18 protein-coding genes are annotated in these 25,014 nt (G+C 62.8%); 14 read left to right on the top strand and 4 right to left on the bottom strand.

Annotated elements, in window-relative coordinates:
• The coding region (locus Q6A48_RS24870) for a retention module-containing protein (RefSeq protein WP_304557084.1) at nucleotides 1-2,975 on the bottom strand (2,975 nt) is incomplete at its 3' end.
• Between the two features lie 362 nt (nucleotides 2,976-3,337).
• Here Q6A48_RS24870 and Q6A48_RS24865 point away from each other — a divergent pair.
• From Q6A48_RS24865 to Q6A48_RS24835, 7 genes are all read left to right on the top strand, one after another.
• Nucleotides 3,338-4,687: a TolC family outer membrane protein gene (locus Q6A48_RS24865; protein WP_047736250.1), complete on the top strand. Its 1,350-nt coding sequence runs from the start codon at nucleotides 3,338-3,340 to the stop codon at nucleotides 4,685-4,687.
• 36 nt (nucleotides 4,688-4,723) lie between these two features.
• Nucleotides 4,724-6,880 (top strand): type I secretion system permease/ATPase, encoded by a 2,157-nt coding sequence (locus Q6A48_RS24860; protein ID WP_304557082.1) that lies wholly within the window; start codon nucleotides 4,724-4,726, stop codon nucleotides 6,878-6,880.
• A complete protein-coding gene (locus Q6A48_RS24855) occupies nucleotides 6,870-8,237 on the top strand; it encodes an HlyD family type I secretion periplasmic adaptor subunit (RefSeq protein ID WP_304557080.1) in 1,368 nt (455 codons plus the stop codon). The genes Q6A48_RS24860 and Q6A48_RS24855 overlap by 11 nt, the downstream gene beginning before the upstream one ends.
• A gap of 441 nt (nucleotides 8,238-8,678) precedes the next feature.
• A complete protein-coding gene (locus Q6A48_RS24850; protein WP_304557079.1) occupies nucleotides 8,679-9,581 on the top strand; it encodes a TauD/TfdA dioxygenase family protein in 903 nt (300 codons plus the stop codon).
• A 37-nt stretch (nucleotides 9,582-9,618) separates the two neighbouring features.
• The gene (locus Q6A48_RS24845; protein ID WP_304557078.1) at nucleotides 9,619-10,644 is read left to right on the top strand and encodes an ABC transporter substrate-binding protein; all 1,026 of its coding nucleotides are present in this window, start codon (nucleotides 9,619-9,621) and stop codon (nucleotides 10,642-10,644) included.
• Between the two features lie 5 nt (nucleotides 10,645-10,649).
• A complete protein-coding gene (locus Q6A48_RS24840; RefSeq protein WP_304557077.1) occupies nucleotides 10,650-11,510 on the top strand; it encodes an ABC transporter ATP-binding protein in 861 nt (286 codons plus the stop codon).
• Between the two features lie 12 nt (nucleotides 11,511-11,522).
• On the top strand, nucleotides 11,523-12,389 hold the full coding sequence (locus Q6A48_RS24835; RefSeq protein ID WP_304557076.1) for an ABC transporter permease: 867 nt from the start codon (nucleotides 11,523-11,525) through the stop codon (nucleotides 12,387-12,389).
• A gap of 143 nt (nucleotides 12,390-12,532) precedes the next feature.
• Here Q6A48_RS24835 and Q6A48_RS24830 read toward each other — a convergent pair whose 3' ends face one another.
• A complete protein-coding gene (locus Q6A48_RS24830; RefSeq protein ID WP_304557075.1) occupies nucleotides 12,533-12,877 on the bottom strand; it encodes a DUF6124 family protein in 345 nt (114 codons plus the stop codon).
• 790 nt (nucleotides 12,878-13,667) lie between these two features.
• Here Q6A48_RS24830 and Q6A48_RS24825 point away from each other — a divergent pair.
• Genes Q6A48_RS24825 through Q6A48_RS24815 form a run of 3 tightly spaced genes read left to right on the top strand, consistent with a single transcriptional unit; the run spans nucleotide 13,668 to nucleotide 18,036 of the window.
• The gene (locus Q6A48_RS24825) at nucleotides 13,668-14,156 is read left to right on the top strand and encodes a cell division protein (protein WP_304557073.1); all 489 of its coding nucleotides are present in this window, start codon (nucleotides 13,668-13,670) and stop codon (nucleotides 14,154-14,156) included.
• Entirely contained in the window at nucleotides 14,149-15,591 is a 1,443-nt protein-coding gene (locus Q6A48_RS24820) for a TIGR01777 family oxidoreductase (RefSeq protein ID WP_304557072.1), read from the top strand. Before Q6A48_RS24825 ends, Q6A48_RS24820 begins: the two co-directional genes overlap by 8 nt.
• Before the next feature lie 9 nt (nucleotides 15,592-15,600).
• Nucleotides 15,601-18,036 (top strand): PEP-utilizing enzyme, encoded by a 2,436-nt coding sequence (locus Q6A48_RS24815; RefSeq protein ID WP_304557071.1) that lies wholly within the window; start codon nucleotides 15,601-15,603, stop codon nucleotides 18,034-18,036.
• A 23-nt stretch (nucleotides 18,037-18,059) separates the two neighbouring features.
• Here Q6A48_RS24815 and Q6A48_RS24810 read toward each other — a convergent pair whose 3' ends face one another.
• Nucleotides 18,060-18,749 (bottom strand): NYN domain-containing protein, encoded by a 690-nt coding sequence (locus tag Q6A48_RS24810; protein ID WP_304557070.1) that lies wholly within the window; start codon nucleotides 18,747-18,749, stop codon nucleotides 18,060-18,062.
• Nucleotides 18,750-19,216: 467 nt separating this feature from the next.
• Between Q6A48_RS24810 and Q6A48_RS24805 the strand changes: the two genes are divergently transcribed.
• The 4 genes from Q6A48_RS24805 to Q6A48_RS24790 are packed head-to-tail and all read left to right on the top strand — an operon-like array spanning nucleotide 19,217 to nucleotide 23,911.
• Nucleotides 19,217-19,996, top strand: coding sequence for an efflux RND transporter periplasmic adaptor subunit (locus Q6A48_RS24805; RefSeq protein ID WP_304557069.1), 780 nt, complete (start codon nucleotides 19,217-19,219; stop codon nucleotides 19,994-19,996).
• Nucleotides 19,993-21,312 (top strand): efflux RND transporter periplasmic adaptor subunit, encoded by a 1,320-nt coding sequence (locus Q6A48_RS24800; RefSeq protein ID WP_304557068.1) that lies wholly within the window; start codon nucleotides 19,993-19,995, stop codon nucleotides 21,310-21,312. The genes Q6A48_RS24805 and Q6A48_RS24800 overlap by 4 nt, the downstream gene beginning before the upstream one ends.
• 1 nt (nucleotide 21,313) lies before the next feature.
• Nucleotides 21,314-23,410, top strand: a complete 2,097-nt coding sequence (locus tag Q6A48_RS24795) for a site-2 protease family protein (RefSeq protein WP_304557067.1) — start codon at nucleotides 21,314-21,316, stop codon at nucleotides 23,408-23,410.
• A gap of 9 nt (nucleotides 23,411-23,419) precedes the next feature.
• A complete protein-coding gene (locus Q6A48_RS24790; protein ID WP_304557066.1) occupies nucleotides 23,420-23,911 on the top strand; it encodes a GNAT family N-acetyltransferase in 492 nt (163 codons plus the stop codon).
• 129 nt (nucleotides 23,912-24,040) lie between these two features.
• Here Q6A48_RS24790 and Q6A48_RS24785 read toward each other — a convergent pair whose 3' ends face one another.
• A complete protein-coding gene (locus Q6A48_RS24785; RefSeq protein ID WP_304557065.1) occupies nucleotides 24,041-24,628 on the bottom strand; it encodes a phage tail protein in 588 nt (195 codons plus the stop codon).
• Between the last annotated feature and the right edge of the window lie 386 nt (nucleotides 24,629-25,014).

Raw genomic sequence — 25,014 nt, 5'->3', positions numbered from 1 at the left:
CCGCCTTCGGCCACGGTGTCAGTTGCAGAGAGCGTCAGGCCGGTGGTGTCTTGCGTATCGGTAACGGTGGTATCGGCGGTTTTACCGTCAATAGCCAGTTTTTCGTAGTTGCCGCCCTGGGCATCATCGATTTTGACGCTGAGGCTATCGCCACCGGCGAGGGCATCGTTTGGCGCGACGAAGTTCACCGAAGCGGAGCTGGCGCCAACCGGGATGGTGATGGTCTGACCATTGCTCAGCGTGACAACCAAAGGCGCATCAGTGACTGGCGCATTGACCGAAGCGGTGTACACCACGGTGCCGCCTTCAGCGACAGTCGAAGACGCCGTGAGCGAAACGGTGCTGGTGTCGATGGTATCGGTGACGTCGGTGACGGCAGGCGTGGTGCTCGGAACGAGGTTCTCGAAATTGCCGCCGGTGGCCTTGTCGATGCTGACTTCGACCTTGCCGGCGTCTTTGTAGACGTCGTCTTTCGGCGCGTCGACGGTCACGGTGCCGGTAGTCGCACCGGCGGCGATGTTGATCACTGCGCCGTTGCTCAATGTGACGGTCACAGGAGTGCCGGCGGCGTTGGTCAGGGTTGCGGTGTAAACGATGGAACCGCCTTCGGCCACGGTGTCAGTTGCAGAGAGCGTCAGGCCGGTGGTGTCTTGCGTATCGGTAACGGTGGTATCGGCGGTTTTACCGTCAATAGCCAGTTTTTCGTAGTTGCCGCCCTGGGCATCATCGATTTTGACGCTGAGGCTATCGCCACCGGCGAGGGCATCGTTTGGAGCAACGAAGTTCACCGAGGCAGAGCTTGCGCCAACCGGAATAGTGATGGTCTGGCCATTGCTCAGCGTGACAACCAAAGGCGCATCAGTGACTGGCGCATTTACCGACGCGGTGTACACCACGGTACCGTCTTCGGCCACAGTCGAAGACGCCGTGAGTGAAACGGTGCTGGTGTCGATGGTGTCGGTGACGTCGGTGACAGCCGGAGTGGTGCTCGGAACGAGGTTCTCGAAATTGCCACCGGTGGCCTTGTCGATGCTGACTTCAACCTTGCCAGCGTCCTTGTAGACGTCGTCTTTAGGCGCATCGACAGCCACGGAACCAGTGGTCGCACCGGCCGCGATGTTGATGACTGCGCCGTTGCTCAGCGTCACAGTGACCGGTGTGCCAGCAGGGTTGGTCAAGGTGGCGGTGTAGAGGATTTGACCGCCCTCAGCCACTTCGGTGGATGCCGACAGACTCAAGCCAGTGGCGTCCACCGAATCGGTGATGGTGGTGACCGCAGGCGTGGTGCTCGGCACCAGGTTCTCGAAGTTGCCGCCAGTTGCACCGGTAATCGTAGTGCTGACGGTGCTGCCATTGTTGTAGACGTCATTGGCCGGCGTATCGACGGTAACGGTGCCGGTGGTCTGGCCTGCGCCGATGGTGATGACCGAGCCATTGCTCAAGGTCACGGTCACCGGGGTTTGCGCGGCGTTGGTCAGGGTCGCGGTGTAGGTGATCTGGCCGCCTTCGGTGATGGTGTTGCTGGCGGTCAGGGTCAGGCCGGTGGCGTCAGGCGAATCGGTGATGGTGGTGACGGCAGGCGTGGTGCTCGGGACCAGGTTCTCGAAGTTGCCACCGGTTGCGCCAGTGATGGTGGTGCTGACGGTGCTGCCATTGTTGTAGACGTCATTGGCCGGGGTATCGACGGTGACGGTACCGGTGGTCTGGCCTGCGCCGATGGTGATGACCGAGCCGTTGCTCAAGGTCACGGTCACCGGGGTTTGCGCGGCGTTGGTCAGGGTCGCGGTGTAGGTGATCTGGCCGCCTTCGGTGATGGTGTTGCTGGCGGTCAGGGTCAGGCCGGTGGCATCAGGCGAATCGGTGATGGTGGTGACGGCAGGCGTGGTGCTCGGCACCAGGTTCTCGAAGTTGCCACCGGTTGCGCCAGTGATGGTGGTGCTGACGGTGCTGCCGTTGTTGTAGACATCATTGGCCGGGGTATCGACGGTAACGGTACCGGTGGTCTGGCCTGCGCCGATGGTGATGACCGAGCCATTGCTCAAGGTCACGGTCACCGGGGTTTGCGCGGCGTTGGTCAGCGTCGCGGTGTAGGTGATCTGGCCACCTTCGGTCACCGTGTTGCCTGCGCTCAGGGTGACGTTGGTGGTGTCGATGGTGTCGGTGATCTGGGTCACGGCCGGTGTGGTGGGCAGGGTCACGGCAATGCCGGTACCGCCGGTGGTGCCGGTGACGGTCACGCTGATTTGGGTCGGGTCGTTATAGACCGTGTCATTCGGGGCCAGCGGGACGTTGACGGTGCCAGTGGTCTGGCCGGCCGGAATGACGATCACGGAGCCGTTGGACAAGGTCACGGTCAGGTCGGTCTGCGGCGCCTGGGTCACGGTCGCGGTGTAGACCAGCACGCCACCGGCTTCGGTCAGCGTCGGCGTGGCGCTCAGGGCCAGGGTCGCGTTGACCACCGCGTTGGCGGTGGTATTGGCGTTGGCGTTGGTGTCGAGGCCGGTGAGGTCGGTGGCAGCGGCAGCGGCGGTGCTCAGGCCTTCGGTTGGGAAGCCGACGGTGGGGTCGACGCGGCCAGCGGTGGCATCCAGCGCTACGAAGGTGTGGCCGCCGCCGGCGGCACCGCCCGTACCGGCGGCAGTTGCGCCGGCAGCGGTGGCTTCCAGGGCTGTCGTCGGGTCGGCACCGGCAGCGATGGCTTGCTGCAGTTCATCGACCGACGGCGCGGCCTGGGCAGTGGCGGCAGCCAGGTCGGTGGACGAATCAGGGGCGTTGGCGCTCCACTGGGTATCGCGGCCCAGGTCGAGGGTGCGACCGTCAGCCAGCTCCAATGTGACGGCGCCCGCCGGGCCGGTGTCCAACTGGTCGCCCGTGTACAGGCGATCACCTTCAATGAGTACACGCCGAATGCCCTCGGGGGAAACGACGAAAACCTGACCAACAATGCTTTTGACAACGGCAATAACACTGCTCATTGAAGACTTCTCCGGGTGCCACGCTCAGTAGACTTCCATGGACCCGGCGGCAATTAGGCAGCAGCGGTCTGGACGTTCTTTGTTTCACAAATAGGGGTTGTTTTGACGCTTAAAACCGTCAGTATTTTGGCTCGCTTTTTTCAAGCTTTTTGTTTATGCCAAACTATTGACCTTATGCCGGCCATCCTAAACAATCGCTTCGGTAATGTCACATTGATATTTAAGCGGCGACCTGTTAATCCGGTGCACGATTCGTTTCCTGTTTCGAACTTTCCGACATACGGTCATTCCGGTTGCCATCATCCGATGCAGCGCCACGTTTCGCTGTGATCCACGACAAGAGTTTCAGGAAAAATCCCACCATGCGTTCGCCTCTGTTCAAGGCTTTACCCTTCGCCCTCGCCGCCAGTTTCGTACAAGCACAAACCTTGCCGCAGGCCATGCAACAGGCGCTGGATGTTCACCCTGAAATTCAGGCTGGCGTTAACAGTCGTCTCGCAGCGGATTACCAACTCAAGGCAGCCAAGGGCGGCTACCTGCCTAGAGTGGACCTTGCAGCCGGATACGGCCGTGAAGGCACCGACAGCGTCACCACCCGTTCGGGCAGCAACAACCACTGGGAAACCCTGAACCGCAGCGAGTCGAGCCTGCGCCTGACGCAAATGGTTTTTGACGGTTTTGCGACGTCCAGCGAAGTGGGGCGTCAACAAGCCACCGTCAACGCCCGCGCCTACTCGCTGCTGGACACCTCCGAACGCACTGGCCTGACCGTGGCCCAGGTCTACCTGGACGTGCTGACCCGTCGCGAATTCGTGCGCCTGGCCGAGGAAAACCTCAAGAGCCACGAGCGCATCTTCGACCAGATCAAGCTGCGCACCAGCCGTGGCGTGGGCAGTGGCGCCGACCTCGACCAAGCCGAAGCGCGCATGGCCCAGGCCCGCAACAACCTGATCACCGAGCAGACAAACCTGGCCGACGCCGAGACCAACTACCTCAGCGCCGTGGGCCAACTGCCCGACCAGTTGGAACGTCCCGCCGATTTTATGGCGCTGCTGCCGGCCAACCTGAACGAAGCCCGCAACCAGATGCTGGAGAACAGCCCGGTACTGCGTTCGGCCGAGGCCGACATCGTTGCCACCGAGAAGCAGTACGAAGCCGCCAAGTCGAGCTTCTACCCACGTTTTGACGCCGAACTGGGCCGCACCGCCGACAATGACCTGGACGGCCAGAACGGCCACAACAATGAGTGGCAAGCCATGCTGCGCATGCGCTTCAACCTGTATGCCGGTGGCAGCAACAAGGCTGACCTGGAGTCCAAGTCGTACCTGTCCAACCAGGCCCTGGACATCCGCAACAACGCCCTGCGCCAGCTCAACGAAGAGTTGGGCCTGGCCTGGAACGCCATGAACAACGCCAATGCCCAGGTGCCGATCGCCCAGCAATACGTGGACCGCAGCACCAGCGTGCGCACCGCCTACCAGAAGCAGTTCAGCCTCGGCGAACGGACCCTGCTGGACTTGCTCGACAGCGAAAACGAGCTGTTCACCGCGTCCCGGCGCCTGGTGGAAATCAAGAACGTGCAGCTGTTCACCCAGTACCGGATCAAGGCGACCATGGGCCAGCTGCTCAAAAGTCAGGGGGTCGTCGCGCCGTTGGCATCGGTTGTGCAGAACGACGTGAAACCCAAGGTCCAGTTGCCTGGGATGAACTAACCTCCCCATCCTTTTTGATCAGCAAGAGTGCCGAGCGTGGAATCAGAAGTCAGTCGAGTCGAACTCATCCATGATCCGCGCACGCTGCACGATGACCCGTTGCTGGACGGTCTGCTGGCGCTCTGCATGCTGCACCAGAAGCCGGCCAGCGCGGCGATGCTCACCACCGGCTTGCCGTTGCCGAAGCAGCGGCTGAGCGTCGAATTATTGTCGCGCGCGGCGGCCCGTGCCGGCCTGCAAGGGCGGGTGTTGCAACGCCGGCTCGAACAGATCCCGACCATCGCCATGCCGGCCCTCTTGCTGCTCAAGGATGGCCGCAGCGCCGTGCTGCTGGGCTGGGTGAGGGATGACCAGGCGCGATTGCTGCTCAGCGAAAGCGATGGCGGTGAAGTGACCATCAGCCGCGAACTGCTGGCGGACGACTACAGCGGCAAGGTTTTCTTCGCCCAGCCGCAACATAAATTTGACGTGAACCACGGCACGCTGATTCCTCGGGCACGCTCATGGTTTCGCGACACCCTCAAGCGATCCCGCTGGCTGTACGCCGATGCCATCGCCGCCAGCCTGTTGATCAACATCATTGCCATGGCCGCGCCGCTGTTCGTCATGAACGTGTACGACCGCGTGGTGCCGAACCAGGCCGAATCGACCCTGTGGGTCCTGGCCATCGGTATCACCGGCGCCTACCTGTTCGACCTGATCCTCAAGATGCTGCGCAGCTTGTGCCTGGACCTGGCCGGCAAGAAAACCGACCTGATCATCTCGGCCACGCTGTTCGAGCGAATCGTTGGCATGGCGATGAAATACCGGCCGGCGCGGGTCGGCAGCTTTGCCCAGAACATCCATGAGTTCCAGAGCCTGCGGGACTTCCTGGCCTCGCTGACGCTGACCAGCCTGATCGACTTGCCGTTCACCCTGCTGATCTTCCTGGTCATCGCGATCCTTGGCGGGCACCTGGTGTGGATTCCGGTCCTGGCGTTCCCGATTGCATTGTTGATCGGCTACGCCTTGCAGAAGCCGCTGGTGGCGACCATGGAGCGGACCATGGCCCTGGGCGCCGAGCGTCAGTCCAGCCTGATCGAAACCCTGGCAGGCCTGGACGCGGTGAAGGTCAACAACGCCGAGAGCGAGCGTCAGTACCAATGGGAGCAGACCATCGGTACATTGAGCCGCCTCGAACTGCGGGTGAAGATGCTGTCCGGCCTGGCGATGAACATCACCTTGCTGATCCAGCAACTGGCCGGCGTGATCATGATCATCTTCGGCGTCTACCAGATCATCGCGGGCAACTTGAGCATGGGCGGCTTGATCGCCTGCTACATGCTCAGCGGTCGCGCCCTCAGCCCGCTGGCGTCGTTGTCGGGCTTGCTGACTCGCTACCAGCAGGCGCGGGTCACCATGACCTCGGTCGACCAGATGATGGAGCTGCCCCAGGAGCGCAATTTCGAGGAGCGCCCGCTGAGCCGCAAGGTCCTGCAGGGCGCCATCGAATGCCGGCAGCTGGACTTCACCTATCCGAACCAGCAGAACCCGGCGCTGAAGAACATCAACCTGACGATCAGGCCGGGCGAGAAGATCGGCATCATCGGCCGCAGCGGCTCGGGCAAGAGCTCCCTGGCGAAGTTGCTGGTGGGCCTCTATCAGCCCGACGCCGGTGCGTTGTTGGTGGACGGCGTGGACATCCGCCAGATCGACGTCAGTGAACTGCGCTACAACGTCGGCTACGTGCCCCAGGACATCCAGTTGCTGGCCGGCACCCTGCGCGACAACCTGACCTCCGGCGCTCGCTACGTGGAAGATGAGCTGGTGCTGCAGGCTGCGGAATTGGCTGGCGTGCATGAGTTCGCCCGCCTGCATCCGCAAGGCTATGAACTGCAGGTTGGCGAGCGCGGGCAGAACTTGTCCGGCGGCCAGCGCCAGAACGTCGCCCTGGCCCGGGCACTGCTGCTCAACCCGCCCATCCTGCTGCTGGACGAACCCACCAGTGCCATGGACAACACCGGTGAGGAACGCTTGAAACAGCGCCTGGCCGCCGTGGTGGAGAACAAGACGGTGCTGCTGGTCACGCACCGGGCATCCCTGCTGTCGCTGGTGGATCGCCTGCTGGTGATCGACCGCGGGCAGATCCTGGCCGACGGCCCGAAAGCGGTGGTGATGGAAGCGTTGAAGAAGGGGCAGATCAGTGTTGCTTAAGTCGGGTTTAAAAGAGACGGTCGGCCGCTATTTCAAAGGCTCGGCCTCGCTGCACGGCCAGCCGCTGCCGGAGGTCAACAAGGCCCTGATCGAAGACGCCCCGCGAGTGGTGCGCCTGACGATCTGGGGGATCATCGGCTTCTTCGTGTTCCTGATGGTGTGGGCCAACTTCGCCGTGCTCGACGAAGTGACCAAGGGCGACGGCAAGGCGATCCCGTCGTCCAAGATCCAGAAAATCCAGAACCTGGAAGGCGGTATCGTCGCCGAACTGTTCGTCAAGGAAGGGCAGATCGTCGAAGCCGGCGCGCCATTGATTCGCCTGGACGACACGCGATTTGTCTCCAACGTCGGCGAAACCGAGGCCGATCGCTTGTCCATGCTGTTGCGCGTGGAGCGCTTGAGCGCCGAGGTCGATGACCGTCCGCTGAACTTCCCGCCCGATGTACTCAAGGCCGTGCCCGGCCAGGCCGCCAGCGAGGAGTCGCTGTACATCAGCCGGCGCCAGCAATTGCATGACGAGATTGGCGGCTTGCAGGAACAACTGGTCCAGCGCCAGCAGGAACTGCGCGAATTCGTCTCCAAGCAGGCGCAGTATCGCTCCGGCCTGGCGCTGCAACGCCAGGAGATCAACATGTCCGAGCCATTGGTGGCCCAGGGCGCGGTCTCCCCGGTGGAGGTGTTGCGGCTCAAGCGCGCCGAAGTCGAGACCCGTGGGCAACTGGACGCGACGACACTGGCGATTCCCCGCGCCGAATCGGCGATCAAGGAAGTGCAGCGCAAGATCGACGAGACCCGTGGCAAGTTCCGCAGCGAAGCCCTGACCCAACTCAACGAAGCGCGTACCGACCTGAACAAGGCCCAGGCCACCGGCAAGGCCCTGGAGGACCGGGTCAGCCGGACCCTGGTCACCTCGCCTGTACGGGGCATCGTCAACAAGATGCTGGTCAACACCATCGGCGGAGTGATCCAACCCGGCAGCGACCTGGTGGAAATCGTGCCGCTGGACGACACCATTCTGGTGGAAGCGAAAATCCGTCCCCAGGACATCGCCTTCCTGCACCCCGGCCAGGAGGCCACGGTGAAATTCACCGCCTACGACTACACCATCTACGGTGGGTTGAAAGCCAAGCTGGAACAGATCGGTGCCGATACCATCACCGATGAAGACAAGAAGACCACCTACTACATCATCAAGCTGCGCACCGAACGCAGCCACCTGGGCACCGATGAAAAGCCGCTGCTGATCATCCCGGGCATGGTGGCCTCGGTGGACATCATCACCGGCAAGAAGACGGTGCTCAGCTACCTGCTCAAACCCATCATCAAGGCCCGGGCCGAGGCGTTGCACGAGCGGTAGCGCCAGCGCTATCCCTGTGGCGAGGGGATTTATCCCCGCTGGGGTGCGCAGCGCCCCTGAGAGGGCTGAATGCAATTTTGCCTGACACACCAAGCTGGCAGGTTTCGGGGCTGCTTCGCACCCCAACGGGGATAAATCCCCTCGCCACAGTATCGTGGTCGACGCTTGATTCCTGTGGGAGCGTGCTTGCTCGCGATGACGCTGTGTCGGCGATGCGGAAGTGTCTGACCTGACGCCATCGCGAGCAAGCTCGCTCCCACAAAAAATGCCATATCGTTATTCATTAACGGTATTTAAATTAAGTTTCTTATAGCTATAAAGTCATCCTCCTGCGTACCTGCCGACCAATCGGCGCGCCGCACGACACAAACCAACACGGTAACGCCGTGAGTTTTGATCGAGTGCGCGCCTGTTCAAGCGCGCTGTGCGTGGGAGTGATGTATGCCAGCCGTCTCTTATTCTCCAGAATCACCTGTCCCGAACATTGCGCCGCAGTCGTTCGAGATCCGCCCGTTTCGCGATGCCGTAGGCGCCGAGATCGTTGGCCTGGACCTGTCCCGTCCCGTCAGCGACCAGGACTTCGCCCGCATCCACCGTGCGCATCTGGACTATCACGTCGTGGTGTTCCGCGACCAACGCATCACCCCCGAACAACAGATCGCCTTCAGCCGCCGTTTCGGTGTGTTGCAGATCCATGTGCTCAAGCAGTTCCTGTTGGCCGGGCATCCGGAAATCCTGATCGTCTCCAACATCATCGAAAACGGCCAATCCATCGGCCTGGGGGACGCGGGCAAGTTCTGGCATTCGGACCTTTCCTATAAAGAACTGCCCAGCCTGGGCTCGATGCTCCACGCCCAGGAGCTGCCCAGCGAAGGCGGCGACACGCTGTTCGCCGACATGCACAAGGCCTGGGAAGGCTTGCCCGAAGCGCTGCGCAAGGCCGTGGAAGGGCGTTCGGCGGCGCACTCCTACACGGCGCGCTACAGCGAAACCAAATTCGAAGGCAACTGGCGCCCGACCCTCACCCCGGAGCAACTGGCCCAGGTGGCCGAAGTGGTGCACCCCATCGTACGCACCCACCCGGAAACCGGGCGCAAGGCACTGTTTGTCAGCGAGGGCTTCACTACTCGCATCGTCGGCCTGCCGGAGGATGAAAGCGCAGCGCTGCTGGCCGAGTTGTATGCCCACAGCGTGCTGCCGCAGAACATCTATCGCCACCAATGGCAGCCCCATGACCTGGTGTTCTGGGACAACCGCTCGCTGATCCACCTGGCCGCCGGTTGCCCGAGCCATCTGCGCCGCAAGCTGTACCGCACCACCATCCAGGGCGACGCCCCTTTCTGATCGGCTGCGCAGCGCGCAAAGAGCCCGGAGACTCACCATGTCCAAACGCATTGCTTTCGCACCGCTGGCCGCCGCCATTGGCCTGGGTTTCAGCCTGCTGGCCGGCAACCTGGTCGCGCCCGCCAGTGCCCAGGCCGAGGGCGAGATTCGGATCGCCGAACAATTCGGCATCGTTTACCTGTTGCTGAACGTGGTTCGCGACCAGCAATTGATCGAAAAGCACGGCAAGGAAGAAGGCCTCGACATCAAGGTCGATTGGACTCAACTGTCCGGCGGCGCGGCGGTCAACGATGCGTTGCTGTCGGGCTCCATCGACATCGCCGGGGCCGGCGTCGGGCCGCTGTTGACGGTCTGGGACCGTACCCGTGGCAAGCAGAACGTCAAGGCCGTGGCGTCCCTGGGCAACTTCCCCTATTACCTGCTGAGCAACAACCCGAAGGTCAAGACCATCGCCGACTTCACCGAGCAGGACCGCATCGCCGTGCCAGCGGTGGGCGTCTCGGTGCAGTCACGGTTCCTGCAATACGCCGCCGCCAAGCAGTGGGGCGACAAGGACTTCAATCGCCTCGACAAATACACCCTGGCGGTCCCGCACCCGGACGCCACGGCGGCGCTGATTGCCGGCGGCACCGAGCTGACCGGGCATTTTTCCAACCCGCCATTCCAGGACCAGGCCCTGCAAAACCCCAACGTCCACGTGGTGCTCAACTCCTATGACGTGCTTGGGCCGAACTCGCCCACGGTGCTGTTTGCCACCGAGAAATTCCGCGATGAAAACCCGAAGACCTACAAGGCGTTCGTCGAGGCGTTGACCGAAGCGGCCGAGTTCGCCCAGAAGGACAAGGGCGCGGCGGCGGACACCTACCTGCGAGTGACTCAGGCCAACATTGATCGGGCGACCTTGCTGAAGATCATCGATAACCCGCAGATCGAATTCACCGTCACGCCAAAGAACACGTACCCGCTGGCCGAATTCCTCTACCGCGTCGGCGCGATCAAGAACAAGCCGGCGTCATGGGAAGACTATTTCTTCCAGGACGCCAAACCGTTGCAGGGGAGCTGATGGTCATGAACGCGCCATTGCAAGGTCACGCGGCCAGCAACCCCATTCGCACCGGCACGGCATTGTTGTCGGTGGATAACGTCAGTCTCGAATACCGCACCCCACAGCGGGTGGTGCGGGCCACCCATCAAGTGAGTTTCGAAGTCGACCCGGCGGACCGTTTTGTACTGCTCGGCCCGTCGGGTTGCGGCAAGTCCACCTTGCTCAAGGCCATTGGCGGCTTCATCGCACCGTGCGAGGGCAGGATTCGCTTGCAAGGCCAGACCGTCAACGCGCCGGGACCGGATCGGATCGTGGTGTTCCAGGAGTTCGACCAACTGCCGCCCTGGAAAACCGTGAAGCAGAACGTGATGTTCGCTCTGTTGGCGTCCCACACGCTCAAGCGCCGCGAGGCCGAGGAGCGGGCGTTGCATTACCTCGATAAAGTCGGCCTGGCGGCGTTTGCCGATGCCTATCCGCATACGTTGTCTGGCGGCATGAAGGCCCGCGTGGCGATTGCCCGGGCGTTGGCGATGCAGCCGAAAATCCTGCTGATGGACGAGCCCTTCGCCGCCCTCGACGCCCTGACCCGACGCAAGATGCAGGAAGAGTTGCTGCTGCTGTGGGAAGAGGTGCGCTTCACCCTGCTGTTCGTCACTCACTCCATCGAAGAGGCGTTGGTGGTGGGCAATCGCATCCTGCTGCTGTCGCCGCACCCGGGGCGGGTACGGGCGGAAATCCACAGCCATCAGTACAACTTGCACAGCCTGGGCGGCGTGGGGTTTCAGCACACGGCGCGGCGGATTCATTCGCTGCTGTTCGAGCAAAGCCAGTCGCCGGAGACCGAGCGCGAGCTGGATTTCGCCGACATCCGCATCGCGTATTAAGGGGGAACGTCCATGAGCCAGTTATCGCCTGCGCGCGAAGAATACGAAGTCGACTTGCAACCCCTGACCCACGTGCCGTTGGAGCGGGAATTGCCCTTGGGCCAGCGCCTCTGGCAACAGGGTTGGCTGCGCAAGAGTGTGATCCTGTTCGTGCTGGCGTTGGTGTGGGAGGGCGTGGCGCGCTACCAGAACAACGACCTGCTACTGCCGAGCTTCCTGCAAACCGCCAGCGCGCTGTACGACGGTTTGCTCAGCGGCGAGCTGCTGGGCAAGGTGTGGATTTCCCTGGTGGTGCTGCTCAAGGGCTACCTGCTGGGGATTGTCCTGGCGTTCGGCCTGACCACCCTGGCGGTGTCGACGCAGTTGGGGCGTGATCTGCTCAGCACGCTGACGTCGATGTTCAACCCGCTGCCGGCCATTGCCCTGTTGCCGTTGGCGCTGCTGTGGTTTGGGCTGGGGCAGAACAGCCTGATCTTCGTGCTGGTGCATTCGGTGCTGTGGGCCCTGGCGTTGAACATGTACGCGGGGTTTCTCGGCGTCTCCGAAACCCTGCGCATGGCCGGGCGCAATTATGGGCTCAAGGGCCTGCGCTTTGTGCTGTTCATCCTCATCCCGGCGGCGCTGCCGTCGATCCTCGCCGGGCTGAAGATCGGCTGGGCGTTCGCCTGGCGCACCCTGATCGCCGCCGAACTGGTGTTCGGCGCCACCAGCGGCAAGGGGGGACTGGGCTGGTACATCTTCCAGAATCGCAACGAGCTGTACACCGACAAGGTGTTTGCGGGGTTGGCGGTGGTGATTTTGATCGGGTTGCTGGTGGAGAACCTGGTGTTCGACAGCCTGGAGCGGGTGACGGTGAAGCGTTGGGGGATGCAGCGTTGAGGTTGAGGTGTCTGGGCTGACGTCATCGCGAGCAAGCTCGCTCCCACAGTTGATCGATGCTGATCTCGATATTTGGGTTCGACACAACCCCCTGTGGGAGCGAGCTTGCTCGCGATGGCGACCTTCAATTCACCACAGGCATATCAACCTGCCGCTGGCACCTCCAGCCGATCCATCGCCCGCTCCACCAGCAAATGCACCCCATCGGCCATCCGGCTGATCGCCAATACCACACTGCGACGGCTGCCTTCGACATCATCCGCCAGGTCGGCAGCGATGGCGCTGATGGACAGCAGGTCTTCGGAGGCGTTGGCCAGCAGGGTTTCGGTGTCGATGTCCGGGGCGACCATGAAGAGCTGGGCGGCTTGGGGTTTGCCCGAAGTTTGATCGTCGGGTTTGGGATTGAGGTAGTAGTCGAGGGCGCGTTCGGCGGCTTCGTCGAGTCTGCTAGAGTTGGGTGAAGTGCGCTTCGTTTCTGCTGTTGTCATTGGGGAACTCCTAAACGAGTAGTAAGGAGCCTTTGCTACACGGCGAATCCAACGCAGATCGCTGAATGGCATGGGCTGTTTCGCCCTAAACAGATATTTCGGACTTGCACGTCCGTGTCATTGTTTTTCAGTGACAACCCAGACTAGCGGTGAGCCCGAAGCCGAACAAGTTCATGAAGATCGCTACAACTTGAAGGAAATCTCCTAGGACGCTGCTGTACGAAAGCAGCACACCAAACCCGTGGCGAGGGGATTTATCCCCGCTGGGCTGCGAAGCAGTCCTGAAACCAGCCACCTCGGTGTGTCTGGTTGTTTCTTTAGCCTTTTTGGGGCTGCTGCGCAGCCCAACGGGGATAAATCCCCTCGCCACAACGGTGTTCGGCTTAGGTTTCAAGTGCTCCAGTCGGTGGATTTTATTTATTGCTGCCCGGCCCATTAGCCAAGTAACGACAAGTTCATGAAGATCGCCACAACTCGAAGGAAATCTCCTAGGACGATGCTGCACGAAAGCAGCGCACAAACCTGTGGCGAGGGGATTTATCCCCGCTGGGCTGCGCAGCAGCCCCCCAGATGGCTAAAGACCAACAACCTGACACACCGAGGCGGCTGGTTTTAGGGCTGCTCCGCAGCCCAACGGGGATAAATCCCCTCGCCACAACGGTGTTCGGCTTAGGTTTCAAATGCTCCAGGTGGCGGATTTTATTTATTGCTGCCCGGCCCATTAGCCAAGTAACGCCCCTTCCTTTTCCATTAGACTTGCAGCCCTCAAAGCAAGCCCTCAGGACAAGGAATGCCAGTCCCTCCCAGCCCCCTTCGCAACGCCCTGGTCGTTTGGCTCTACGCCGCTGCCCTGATGCATCTGCTCGCGGGTATCACGTTGAGCTGGGCCGGTCATTCGGGCTTGCTCGATGATTATCTGCTGAGCGTCGAACAGACGTTCTGGGGTACTGCCGCGGTGCCTGCGACGGCCCGCGTACAGCAAGTCTGGTGGCTGGCCTTGTTCGGCGCCACGCTGCAAAGCTATGCGCTGTACATGCTTGCCCTCGTGCATCTCGGCAATCGCTTGAAAAGTGCCATGCCCTGGGGTTGGCTGATCGTCGGCATCCTGCTCTGGGCACCCCAGGACATGCTGATTTCCGCCCAGGCCAAGGTCTGGTCGCACCTGTGGTTCGACGGTTTAGCGCTGCTCGTATTACTGCCGCCGCTGTTCTGGCTCTATCGCCACGACCGTCGCACTTCCCTGACTGACAACGCGTCGAGTGATTCACACCATGCCTGACTTTTCCCTGCTGGACTGGGCCATCACCCTGTTGATTGCCCAGGCGATCCTCGGTGCCCTGGACACCCTGTATCACCACGAACTCACCGTCGCGTTGCCCTATCGCCACAGCGCTCGCCTGGAGCTTTGCATCCATGCCCTGCGCTCGTGCTTCTACGGGATCCTGTTCCTGGGTATCGCCCATCTGGCCTTCCGAGGGACGTGGGCGATTGTCATCGCGCTGCTGTTCGCGCTGGAAATCGGCCTGACGCTCTGGGATTTCGTGGTCGAGGACCGCAGCCGCAAGTTGCCGCCCATCGAGCGGATCATGCACACGGTGCTGGCGGTCAATGGCGGCGCCTTCTTCGCGTTGTACGGGGTGCAATTGGCGCAGTGGGCGAGTTTGCCGACCGGGCTGGGTGCGATTGACCTGGGCTGGCGTGGCTGGCTGCTGACCTTGTTCGCCATCGGGGTCACGGCCTCGGGGATTCGCGACGGCTTGGCAGCCCTGCGCATGCAGCGTGAGGGCAAGCCCGCCAATCTGTTTGCCGGTGGCACCTACAAGCGCGTGCTGGTCACGGGCGGCACCGGGTTTATCGGCGAAACCCTGGTCAACCAACTGCTCGACGCCGGGCACACGGTCAGCGTGTTGGCCCGCGATCCATTGAAGGCGGCCTACCTGTTCGACGGCCGCGCCCGGTGCCTGCGCTCGCTGGGCAAGCTGGGCCATGACGAAACCTTCGACGTAGTGATCAACCTGGCGGGCGCGCCGGTGGCCGGGCCGCGCTGGAGCCCCAAGCGCCAGGCGCAACTCATCGCCAGCCGGGTCAATACCACCGAAGCGTTGATGGCTTGGCTGAAGAACGCCCGCTACAAACCAGCGTTGTGGATTCAAGCGTCTGCCATCGGCTTCTACGGCGTGCGTGATGCAAGCGAAAGCCTCGATGAAAGCGCCAGCCGGGGCGAGGGGTTCATGGCCGAACTCTGTGCACGTTGGGAGGCCTCGGCGCTGCCCGCCACCGAGCTGGGTGTGCGCCAGGTGGTGATGCGCCTGGGGGTGGTGTTTGGTCCGGGTGGTGCGTTGCTGCCGTTGCTGATTCCGTTTCGCCTGGGGTTCGGCGGGCGGATGGGTGATGGTCGGCAAATCATGAGCTGGGTGCACCGTGACGACGTGATTGCCGTCATCGCCCGCGCCTTCGATGACGAAAGCCTGAGCGGCACCTACAACCTGGTGGCACCGGAAACCGTCAGCCAAGCAGTGTTTGCCGAAAGCGTCGGCAAGGTGCTCAAGCGCCCGGTGTGGTTCCACATTCCCGCCGCGCCGGTACGCGCCCTGGCAGGCGAAATGGCGCAGTTGTTCTTCGATGGCCAGCGTGTGCTACCCAGCCGTCTCGTCGAGGCGGGCTATACGTTCCGTTACCCAACGCTCGACGCTGCCCTGCGCGACCTGGCCTGAGGAGTGTCCATGAGCAAGCCACGGATGTACCTGCTGGCCGGTAACGGCAGCGCCGCCGATTGGTGGGACGACGCGTTGCCGCACTTTGCGCGCTACGACGTGGTGCCATTGGAGCTGCCGGGTTTTGGCAATAATCCACAAGCCCCTTGCGAAGACCTGGCGGCCTATGCCCAGGCGTTGCTGGCGGCGACGGACAAGGGCAGCGCGATCATGGCGGTCGGCGTGAACGCCTTGCTGGTGCTGCACGCCTTGCAACGTCAACCGGGGCACTTTTGCCGCAGCGTGTTGCTGGCGCCGGTGGGGGCGTTTTTGTGGCAGCGACGCCTGCCGGCGTTGATGTCGCCGCTGCCGATTCGCAAGACCATCCACTGGCTGCTCTCCAACAAGCCGACGCTGTTTGCCCACAAGTTCTCCCGCCAGACCTGGACGCCTGCGCAGTACCAGCGCATGGGCGCCGGGTACGCCCGCTGCCGGGCCTTCGTGCCGTATTGGGACCTGGTGCGGGCCGACACCGCGTTGCCGTTGCTGGAATGGATCACCGATCCGGTCGAGCTGGTGTGGGGCGATCAGGACAAGGTGCTGGGCGTCGAGCAGGCAGCGGCCTGGTCGGCCATTCTCGCCCGTGCTGATTTGACCATCAGCCTGAAGCCCGGCTGGGGCCACTACCCGTGGATCGACTCACCCGCCGAGTTCGCCGCGTGGCTGGAGTCGGGCGAGCGCGGGTTCGTCGCGCACACCAAGGGCGGGCGCCTGCGCTTGGCGGAACTGGCCGGGCAAGCGGTGCCGTCGGCGCTGACCCTCAGTGATTGCCACGACCCGCGCCTGCCAACGTTCCTCGCCAGCCAACCGAACGCGACCTGGGCGGTGCGTTCCTCCAGCTACGGCGAGGATCAGGCGGACGCGGCGAACGCCGGCATGAGTACCACCTTCCTGCGTGAGCCGACCGGCAACGTGCCGGCGCGCATCGCCGAGCTGACGGCGGCGGGCGTCGAGGAAGTGGTGGTGCAGCGTTTCATCACGCCGCGGCTGTCCGGGATCGCCTTCGTCCGTCACCTGGCGGTCGAACTGGAGTGGGTCGAGGGCCACCTGGAGTCGTTGGCAGACGGTCAGGCAAGCCCCGAGCGGGCGATCCTTTCCCGCCTCGGCGCGGCCTGGAGCAGCGGTGCCTTCAAGCCCGCCCATGGCTTGACCGAAGACGTGCTGTGGCGCTTTCTACAGGGCGTGTTGCGGGTGTTCCACTACGTGCCCGGCGACGTTGAATGGGCGTGGGATGGCACGCAACTCTGGTTGCTGCAGTACCGGCCGATCAGTGACTACGGCTGGCGCCGCCACCTGACCGCCGCCAACATCGCCGAGATCCTGCCGCCGCAACCCAGTGCCCTGGTGGAATACGCCCAACGGCGGGCGGCGGCAAGCATTCCGGCGATCATGGCGCGCTGGGATGCGCGGGTGTTGCAGGACAACGAACCGTTCACGGCGGTGTTTGGCGGCGCGTCGTACATCAACAACGATCTGTTCCTCGCCCGACTGGCCGACTGGGGCCTCAGCGCCAGCCGTTATGCGGGCGAGGTCGGGGGCGCGGCGCCGCACTTGCCTTGGCGGCCTATGCGCCTGATACGTTCGCTGCCGTTGTTCCTGCGCATGCAACGCATCGCGCGCGGGCATTTGCTGACGCTCGAAACCGGCTTGCGGCGTTTTGACCGGGAGCTGTTCGAACTGACCGCAAAAGGCGCCGACGGCCAGCGATTGGCCGACTGGTTCACCCGCTTCTACGTGTTCGTGGTGCAAGGCAACCTGTGCATCGCCAGCGCGTTGGCCAGCAGTGGCGGCGACTGCCTGGGGCGTCCGCCGACCGCCTATGACGACCTTGAACATAGTCCCCATCGCCTGCCCTGGGAAACCGACCCGGCGACACCACGCCCGGCCCCGACCGAACTGCCCTTGCAGGCATTCCCCCAATGGCCCCTGGCGATTCGCCTGGCCCATGGGGCCGGCCTGCCGGGTTTGCGCGGCTACTACCTGCAAGTGCGTGAGTGGTACCGCGACAACCTGATGCGGATTTTCTTCCGCCTGCACCACGCCATGCCGTTGGGCGATCGGGCGCATTGGTTCGCACCGCACCCGGACATCCGCACCCGCGACGGCAGTTTCTGGCAGGACGGCCGCGAAGGCACCGAGCAGGCGAACGGTTTCCTGATCTACCCAGGCCAGGCCCAAGGCATCCTCGGCGAGGACATCCTGCTGGAAGACACCCTCGACCCTGGCCGCCACGCCCACTATCAAAACGCCCGGGCAGTGATCGCACGCATGGGCGGGCGCTTGTCCCATGGCTCGACGCTGCTGCGCGAATTGCGCAAGCCCTCGGCGGTACTGCCGCAGGTGGATGTGGCGTGGTTGGGGCGTGAGGTGCGCTATAGCGATGGTGAGTTGACGTTGGTGGAGTAGCAGTGCACCCGGCAGCGCAATCGTTACCAATAATCCGGTTTGATGGCGGGCGCCTTGTGCGTGGGGACTCGAGGGGGGAATTGGTGGGATTGGAGTTCTTCGCAGGTGACGACGCGGCGCATCCAGTGGGAGTGCTTTTTCAACGAGCCTGGAGAGGGGCGATTCAATTCGGCTCGGTGGGGAAGGATGACGCCAACGGTCATGGCCGGGAAGTCCTCCCGCACGGCTTTCAATGCAGGCGTCATGTCGGTATCGCTGGATACAAGTACTAATTGCTCCACCCGTTCATGGGGTTGCAACTTCGCTTGCTTGGCAGCGGTTCTGTACATGCTGAGCGCTATGTGAACATCCGTTTCTTTTTCTTCCAGCTTCCAGATGGCGACTTTGTCTTGACGAGAGGCTTTTGTGTTCCGGTCTATGAAGCGAGGGGCTTTGGCAGGCTCCAATTGATGATGGCCGTAATGGACACTGATGCCAGTCGTCTTCAGGGCCCGGATATAGGTGTCCTGTGCTTCCTTGGATAGACGACCGCGCGTCGCGAGCGAAGGTTTGACAGACGAGGTGAAGTAATCGACTGAAGCGATCGTGCTACAGGGGGTTTCAATGTGCACGATATGCGTCAACAGGCTTCGAAGATCCAGCCATTTGTACCGCGTGTCCGCGAGTAGCCCGTAGAACAGGTTGTAGCCATCAACAAAAAATGCAGTGCGCACAAACTCATTCCCCAGAAACGAAAAAACCGGCCTAAGCCGGTTTTTTCACCCCAACAGCCAGAAAACTGAATCTCTGCGTACGGGGTTGAGTAGGGCCATCCTAAGTCGAGCATGTGATAACGTCAACAGTCGTTCGGATTGGCCTCATGACCGGCAAACCAGTATCGAGCGCATGGAGAGTGGAAGGTCAAAAGGAATTCTGGGTGATCTGTTAGCGTTTGTTGCGTAATTAGGTGCCTCCATCGGACAACACAGAGACGCCATCCTCCAGAACGGTTTTGAATGAACGTAACCTCCTGTTCGGCTGTGGGAATAAATACCCGCCACTGTCAGTCAAGAAGACCAACGATCTTCAACCGAGCACAGCCGATTTTTAAACAAGATATTTCTCCCTCCCCACGGCTTCTCCCTTGACGCTCCCCACCGCTGTCGTAGACTCCGCCCATCCGTCAGGGAGTAAAACGGTCATGCGGCGTTTGAGTAGTTGGGTTGTGGGATTGACCTTCGTAGCGTGCGGCGTGCAGGCGCAAACGCCTGGTGCGGACGATCCGTTGCTGGAGAGCAACGTCACCGCCAATGCCTCGGGTGGCAATGAAGCACGGGGCGTGCTTCGGGCGCGGGACCAGGCGGTGCTGGCGAGCGAGTTGGCCGGGCGCATTGTCGAGTTGCCCTTCAGCGAGGGCGAGTCGTTCAAGAAGGGCGACACGCTGGCGCGGTTCGATTGCTCGGCCTATCAGGCCCAGCTCAACGCGGCGCAGGCGGCGACCCGGGGCGCGAGCGAGGAGTTGGCGCATAACCGGCAACTGGCGGAGTTGAAATCCGTCGGGCGGTTCGAGGTGTCGCGGGCCGAGGCCCGGGTCAGCGAGGCCCAGGCGCAGTCCCAGGTGTACCAGGTGCAGGTCAAGCGCTGCAGTGTGGTCGCACCCTTCGACGGGCAAGTGGTGGCGCGCAAGGTCCAGCGTTATGAAAGCGTGGCGGCCGGTGCGCCACTGCTGGACGTGGTGGACAATCGCAGCCTGGAGATCCACCTGCTGATCCCTTCGCGCTGGATGGGCAAGCTCAAGCCCGGCCAGTCCTTTACTTTCATACCCGATGAAACCGGCCAGCCGCTGCAAGCGACGGTCAAGCGCCTGGGCGCGCGCATCGACGAGGGCAGCCAGACGCTGTTGCTGGTGGCGAGTGTGCCGGATGCCAGCGGCTTGCTGTCCGGCATGAGCGGCACGGCGCGTTTTGCGGAGTTCAAGTGAACGCGCCGATCGCGGGCAGCGCCGAGCAGGTGTTCGCCCGCTTCCTTGACCTTGAGCGCCAGACGCGGGCGGCGCGTACGCCCGCGCAGTTGAGCTACAGCCTGGTCAACGACGGTCAGGCGCTGTTCGGCTTTCGCCATGCGGCATTGTTGATTGCCGGTAAGGTGCAGGCGGTGACCGGGGTCAGCGCCGTGGAACCGAATGCGCCGTTCGTGGCGTTCGTCGAGCAGGCGGTGGCGCAGATCTTCAAGCAAGGTGGGCTGAACCAGGCCCGGGTCGTCGCCGCCGACGAGGTGGGCGAATCGATCCGTGCGGACTGGCGCAGCCTGTCCGCCGGGAACGTGTTCTGGCTGCCGCTGATCGACCATCAAGGCCAGGTGTTCGGCGGTTTGTGGCTGGCCCGCGACCTGCCGTGGACGCCGGCGGAACAAGTGCTGTTGTCGCAACTGGGCGACACCTACAGCCATGCCTGGCTGGCGCTGCAACCGCGCAAGCCGTGGCGCCTGCGCTGGACGCGCAAGCGGCAGGTCGCGCTGGTGGCGGTCTTGCTGCTGGGCTTGCTGATCCCGGTGCGCCAGTCCGTGCTGGCGCCGGCCGAAGTGGTGCCGTTGGGCGGCCAGGTGGTGGCGGCGCCGTTGGACGGTGTGATCGCCGAGTTCCTGGTCAAGCCCAACCAGGCCGTCAAGCAGGGCGACCTGCTGTTGCGCTTCGAAGGCACCAGCCTCAAGGCCCAGGCCGATGTGGCCGAGCGTGCGCTGGGGGTGGCCGAGGCGGAGCTCAAGGCCAATTCCCAACGCTCGTTCGCCGACGCTGAATCGAGTTCGAAGATTGACCTGCTGGCCGCCCGTGTCGAACAGAAGCGCGCTGAGCGCAACTACGCCCTTGAACTGCTCAAGCGCAGTGAAGTGCGCGCCGAGCGCGATGGCATTGCGGTGTTTGCCGACGCCGAACGCTGGCTTGGCAAACCGGTGCAGACCGGTGAGCGATTGATGGAAATCGCCGATCCGAACCAGGCCGAGTTGCGCATTGAATTGGCAGTGGGCGACGCGATTGCCCTGGAGCCCGGGGCGCAAGTGGCGTTGTTTCTCGACAGTGATCCGTTACAGCGGCACCTGGCCTGGCTGGAGCGTTCGGCCTATGAAGCGCAGCCTACCGCCGCCGGGCAACTGGCGTATCGGTTGGATGCGCGTTTCGATGGTACGGCGCCGCGTATCGGTTTGCGCGGCACCGCCAAGGTCTTTGGCGATCGCGCGCCGCTGGCGCTGTACCTGTTGCGTCGGCCACTGGCCGGCCTGCGCCAGAGCGTGGGCCTGTAGCATGGACCTGCCGAGCCTGCGACCGGACCTGCAATTGTCGCCGGCGGCACCGGACCCGGATGGTTCGCCCCAATGGACCCTGGCCGATCCGGTGCGCGGGCGTTATTTCAAGCTTGGCGCAGCGGCGATGCGCATGCTGCGGCACTGGTCCCTGGGTGACCCGGAGCAAGTGCTGCAAGCCGCGAACCGCGAGCCGGGCCTGCCGCTCAATGCTGATTCCCTGGAGCAACTGCTGGGCTTTTTGCGCGGCCACGATCTGATCAGCGCGATGGACCCGCAACAGCGCGACAGCTATCAATTCAAGACCGCTGCCCAGCGCCAGTCTCTGTGGCAGATCCTGCTGCATCAATACTTGTTTTTTCGCATTCCGCTGTGGCGTCCAGACGCCTTTCTCAATCGTGCCTGGCCCTGGTTGGAGCGGTTCGGCCCGGGGATCCTGCGCTATGGCCTGCCGCTAACCCTGGGCCTGGGTATTTTCCTGGTGTCACGGGATTGGCAGCGCTTCGTCGCGACCTTTCCGCACCTGTTCAGCCTGGGCGGTGCGTTGGCCTTCGGGACGGCGTTGCTCTTCGCCAAGCTGTGCCACGAATTCGGCCATGCCTTCATGGCCAAGCGCGCCGGTTGTCGTGTGCAAAGCATGGGCGTGGCGTTCATGGTGCTGTTGCCGATGTTCTACACCGACGTCAGCGACGCCTGGCGGATCAATGATCGCCGCGCGCGATTGCTGATTGGTGCCGGCGGGGTCCTGGCCGAGCTGCTGCTGGCGTGCATCGCATTGCTGGCCTGGTCGCTGTTGCCCGACGGGCCGGCGCGCACAGCGGCGTTCATGCTGGCCAGCGCCACATGGATCACCACGTTGATCATCAACCTGAACCCGTTCATGCGTTTTGATGGGTATTTCCTGCTCAGTGATTTCTGGGCGGTGGATAACCTTCAGGGGCGTGCCTTCGCTCTGTGCCGCTGGCGCCTGCGCGAAGCTTTGTTCGGTTATGGCGCGGTGGCCCCGGAACCCTGGTCGCCGAAGATGCGTCGCCGTTTGCTGATGTGGGGCTATGGTTCCTGGTTGTGGCGCGCGGCGTTGTTTTTCGGCATCGCCCTGGCGGTCTATCACCTGTTCTTCAAGGTGCTGGGCATTTTTCTGATGTTGGTGGAACTGGTGTGGTTCATCTTTATGCCCATTGTGAATGAGTGGCGGCAATGGTGGAGTCGCCGCGAGCAGGCTCATGGTACGCGTGTGTTCCTGAGCGCCCTGGTATTGCTGGCGTTGCTGCTGGCGCTGTTGCTGCCCTGGCGCAGCGCCGTGGAAGTACCGGCCATGCTCGAGGCCGGGCGTGCCAGTGCCCTGCATGCGCCGGTGGCGGCGCGGGTCAAGCAGGTGAATGTGCGCGACGGCCAGGCCGTGGCCCAGGGCGATGTGCTGATCGAGCTGGAGTCGCCGGACATGGCCTCGCGCCTGACCATCGTGCGTCGGGAAATCGAGATCCAGCAGTTGCAGATGCGTCGCCAGGCCGGGCGCAGCGAAACCGCCGCCGATGCCGGCATCATCGAGCAGCAACTGGCCGAAGCTGTGGCCGAGTACCGGGGGCTGGTCGCGCAGCGTGAACGCCTGTTGTTGCGTGCTCCCCATGCCGGCCAGGTACGCGATTTACTGCCGCAACTCTCGGTAGGGCGCTGGTTGTCGCCCACGCAGGCGCTGGCGCGAGTGGTGCAGACCGACTCGAGGTTACGCGGATACCTGACCGAAGCCGAGCTTTGGCGGGTCGGGCCGGGTGCCACGGGGCGCTTCATCGCTGACGACCCGATGCACACCTCGATTGCCGTGCAGTTGAATGAAATCGACACCAACGGCGTGGCCTGGGTCGAGCAGCAAGCGTTGACGTCCGACCATCACGGGCCGATTGCCGTGCGTCGCGATTCGCAGCAACGGGCCGAGCCGGTGCAGGCGCAATATGGCGTGCGCCTGAGTGCGGTCGATGACGCGTCGGCTCCGGTGCAACCGTTGCGTGGCGTGGCGGTGTTGCAGGGCAGGGGCGAGTCGGTATTGGGCGCGGCCTGGCGTCGGTTGGCGGCGTTGGGGGTCAGGGAAAGCGGGTTCTAAGGAGCGAGTATGGATTCAGTGGCGGCAGAGGGATTGGTGGTGCGGCCATCGCGGGTCAGCGATGGCCCGTTCCTGCAGAGCCTTTACCAGGCAGCTCGTCCGGATCTGCAATGGATCGATGGTGAGCACGAGCAGGTGCTACAGGTAATCGCCCAGCAGTTCCAGGTACAAGAGCAGGGGATGGGGGAGAACTTCCCCAATGCCATGCATTACGTGGTGGAAAAACTCGGCACCGCCATTGGCGCCCTGAGCACGGATTTCGGGCCGAATGAAATCCGTGTGCTGTACCTGGCCTTCATCCCCCAGGCCCGCGGGCAGGGTTATGGCCGGGCGGTGCTGCAAGGGGTGCAGAAAGCCGCGCAGCAGATTCGCTGCCCGGTGGCGACCGTGGTCTGGGCCAGCAACCCCCACGCACGGCTGCACTACCTGGCACTGGGGTTTGAAGTGCAAGAGCGCAACCCGGCGGCTGAGCGGTTGGTGTGGTACCCGAAAGGCGATTGATGATCTTGTGAGCTTTTGAATGGGCTTGCTCACGAACGCACCGGATCAGCAGGCGTTGATTCAACTGGCCCGGTGCTTCGCGAACAGGCTCGCTCCCAATGGGGCGGGCCGCGGCCCTGCGGCGGGTGATCAGTTACGGGATGGGAAGATACCGTTCAAGGCGATGCTGAAGTTGATCGCCAGGAACGGGTTCATGATCGCCATCGGCAGGCCATTACCCGTCGGGGCCACCGTTCCGCTGACCGTCGTCGTCACGCCTTTGAGCGGCACCGGCGAGGCGCCGAGCTGATCGGAATAGATATTCGCCGCACCCGGCCCGGTGCCCGAGGTGCCGATGAACGAGTTGGCGGCCGTGGGAGTATTCGCCGGGTTGCTGGCGGGGTTGGCCAGTTGCAGGGTGGTCGAGGCGGTGATGCCGGTGAGGGCGTGAGTGTGGTTGGGCAGGTTGTTCAGGGTCGCGGTGACGTTTTCGGTGCCGGAAGCCTCGCCGATGACGCGTGGGGTCAGGCCCAGGCCGTTACCCTGGCCGATGGGTAGCCGACTTTGCAGGTTGGGGAGCATGAAGTTGGTCGTGCCATTGCCTCCGTAATAGGTGCCCAGCAGTGAGAACAGCGCCTGGTATTGCGAAATGGGGAGCGTCTGTCCATTGCACAGCGCCCAGCCACTGGGTGCGAAGTTAAAAGCAAAGGACTGGATAGTGCCCATGAATACTTCCATAAATTCCTCATCCTTCAGGTTATGGTCTGGTGTTGCCAGAGAAGAAGTTTGCGTTCAGCCCGACTCCCTATTCCCTGGCCTGATTACGCACGGCTTGAGCGTAGACGCGGTTGCAGCGTTCTGCCGGGCGAGATCGGTGGGACGGTGGTCTGCGATTGATGTGTCTGTGGGGCGAGCCTGCTCGCGAAAGCAGGGGGCAGTTGTCGTCATGTTGTGCTGCCGCCTTCGCGAACAGGCCCGTGCAGGGGGCTGGCGATGACAGGTCCACGCACTAGGCTCTGTCTGAAATGTGTCTGCACTCGCCCATACTGCGTTGAAACGGGGCTCGGAATGCTCATGTACGCCAGTACACTGCGCTTCCTCGCCCCGTTTCGCCTTGTCTGGCC

It is taken from the genome of Pseudomonas citrullilanati (genome assembly GCF_030580855.1).
Lineage (GTDB): Bacteria > Pseudomonadota > Gammaproteobacteria > Pseudomonadales > Pseudomonadaceae > Aquipseudomonas > Aquipseudomonas citrulli.
Note: the sequence above shows the minus strand (reverse complement) of the source record. Positions and strands in the feature narration are given on the sequence as shown.

Coding starts and splice junctions, on each gene's coding strand:
- Q6A48_RS24865 (WP_047736250.1), top strand. CDS start 3,338: ATGCGTTCGCCTCTGTTCAAGGCTTTACCCTTCGCCCTCGCCGCCAGT.
- Q6A48_RS24850 (WP_304557079.1), top strand. CDS start 8,679: ATGCCAGCCGTCTCTTATTCTCCAGAATCACCTGTCCCGAACATTGCG.
- Q6A48_RS24845 (WP_304557078.1), top strand. CDS start 9,619: ATGTCCAAACGCATTGCTTTCGCACCGCTGGCCGCCGCCATTGGCCTG.
- Q6A48_RS24840 (WP_304557077.1), top strand. CDS start 10,650: ATGAACGCGCCATTGCAAGGTCACGCGGCCAGCAACCCCATTCGCACC.
- Q6A48_RS24835 (WP_304557076.1), top strand. CDS start 11,523: ATGAGCCAGTTATCGCCTGCGCGCGAAGAATACGAAGTCGACTTGCAA.
- Q6A48_RS24830 (WP_304557075.1), bottom strand. CDS start 12,877: ATGACAACAGCAGAAACGAAGCGCACTTCACCCAACTCTAGCAGACTC.
- Q6A48_RS24825 (WP_304557073.1), top strand. CDS start 13,668: ATGCCAGTCCCTCCCAGCCCCCTTCGCAACGCCCTGGTCGTTTGGCTC.
- Q6A48_RS24820 (WP_304557072.1), top strand. CDS start 14,149: ATGCCTGACTTTTCCCTGCTGGACTGGGCCATCACCCTGTTGATTGCC.
- Q6A48_RS24815 (WP_304557071.1), top strand. CDS start 15,601: ATGAGCAAGCCACGGATGTACCTGCTGGCCGGTAACGGCAGCGCCGCC.
- Q6A48_RS24805 (WP_304557069.1), top strand. CDS start 19,217: ATGCGGCGTTTGAGTAGTTGGGTTGTGGGATTGACCTTCGTAGCGTGC.
- Q6A48_RS24795 (WP_304557067.1), top strand. CDS start 21,314: ATGGACCTGCCGAGCCTGCGACCGGACCTGCAATTGTCGCCGGCGGCA.
- Q6A48_RS24790 (WP_304557066.1), top strand. CDS start 23,420: ATGGATTCAGTGGCGGCAGAGGGATTGGTGGTGCGGCCATCGCGGGTC.
- Q6A48_RS24785 (WP_304557065.1), bottom strand. CDS start 24,628: ATGGAAGTATTCATGGGCACTATCCAGTCCTTTGCTTTTAACTTCGCA.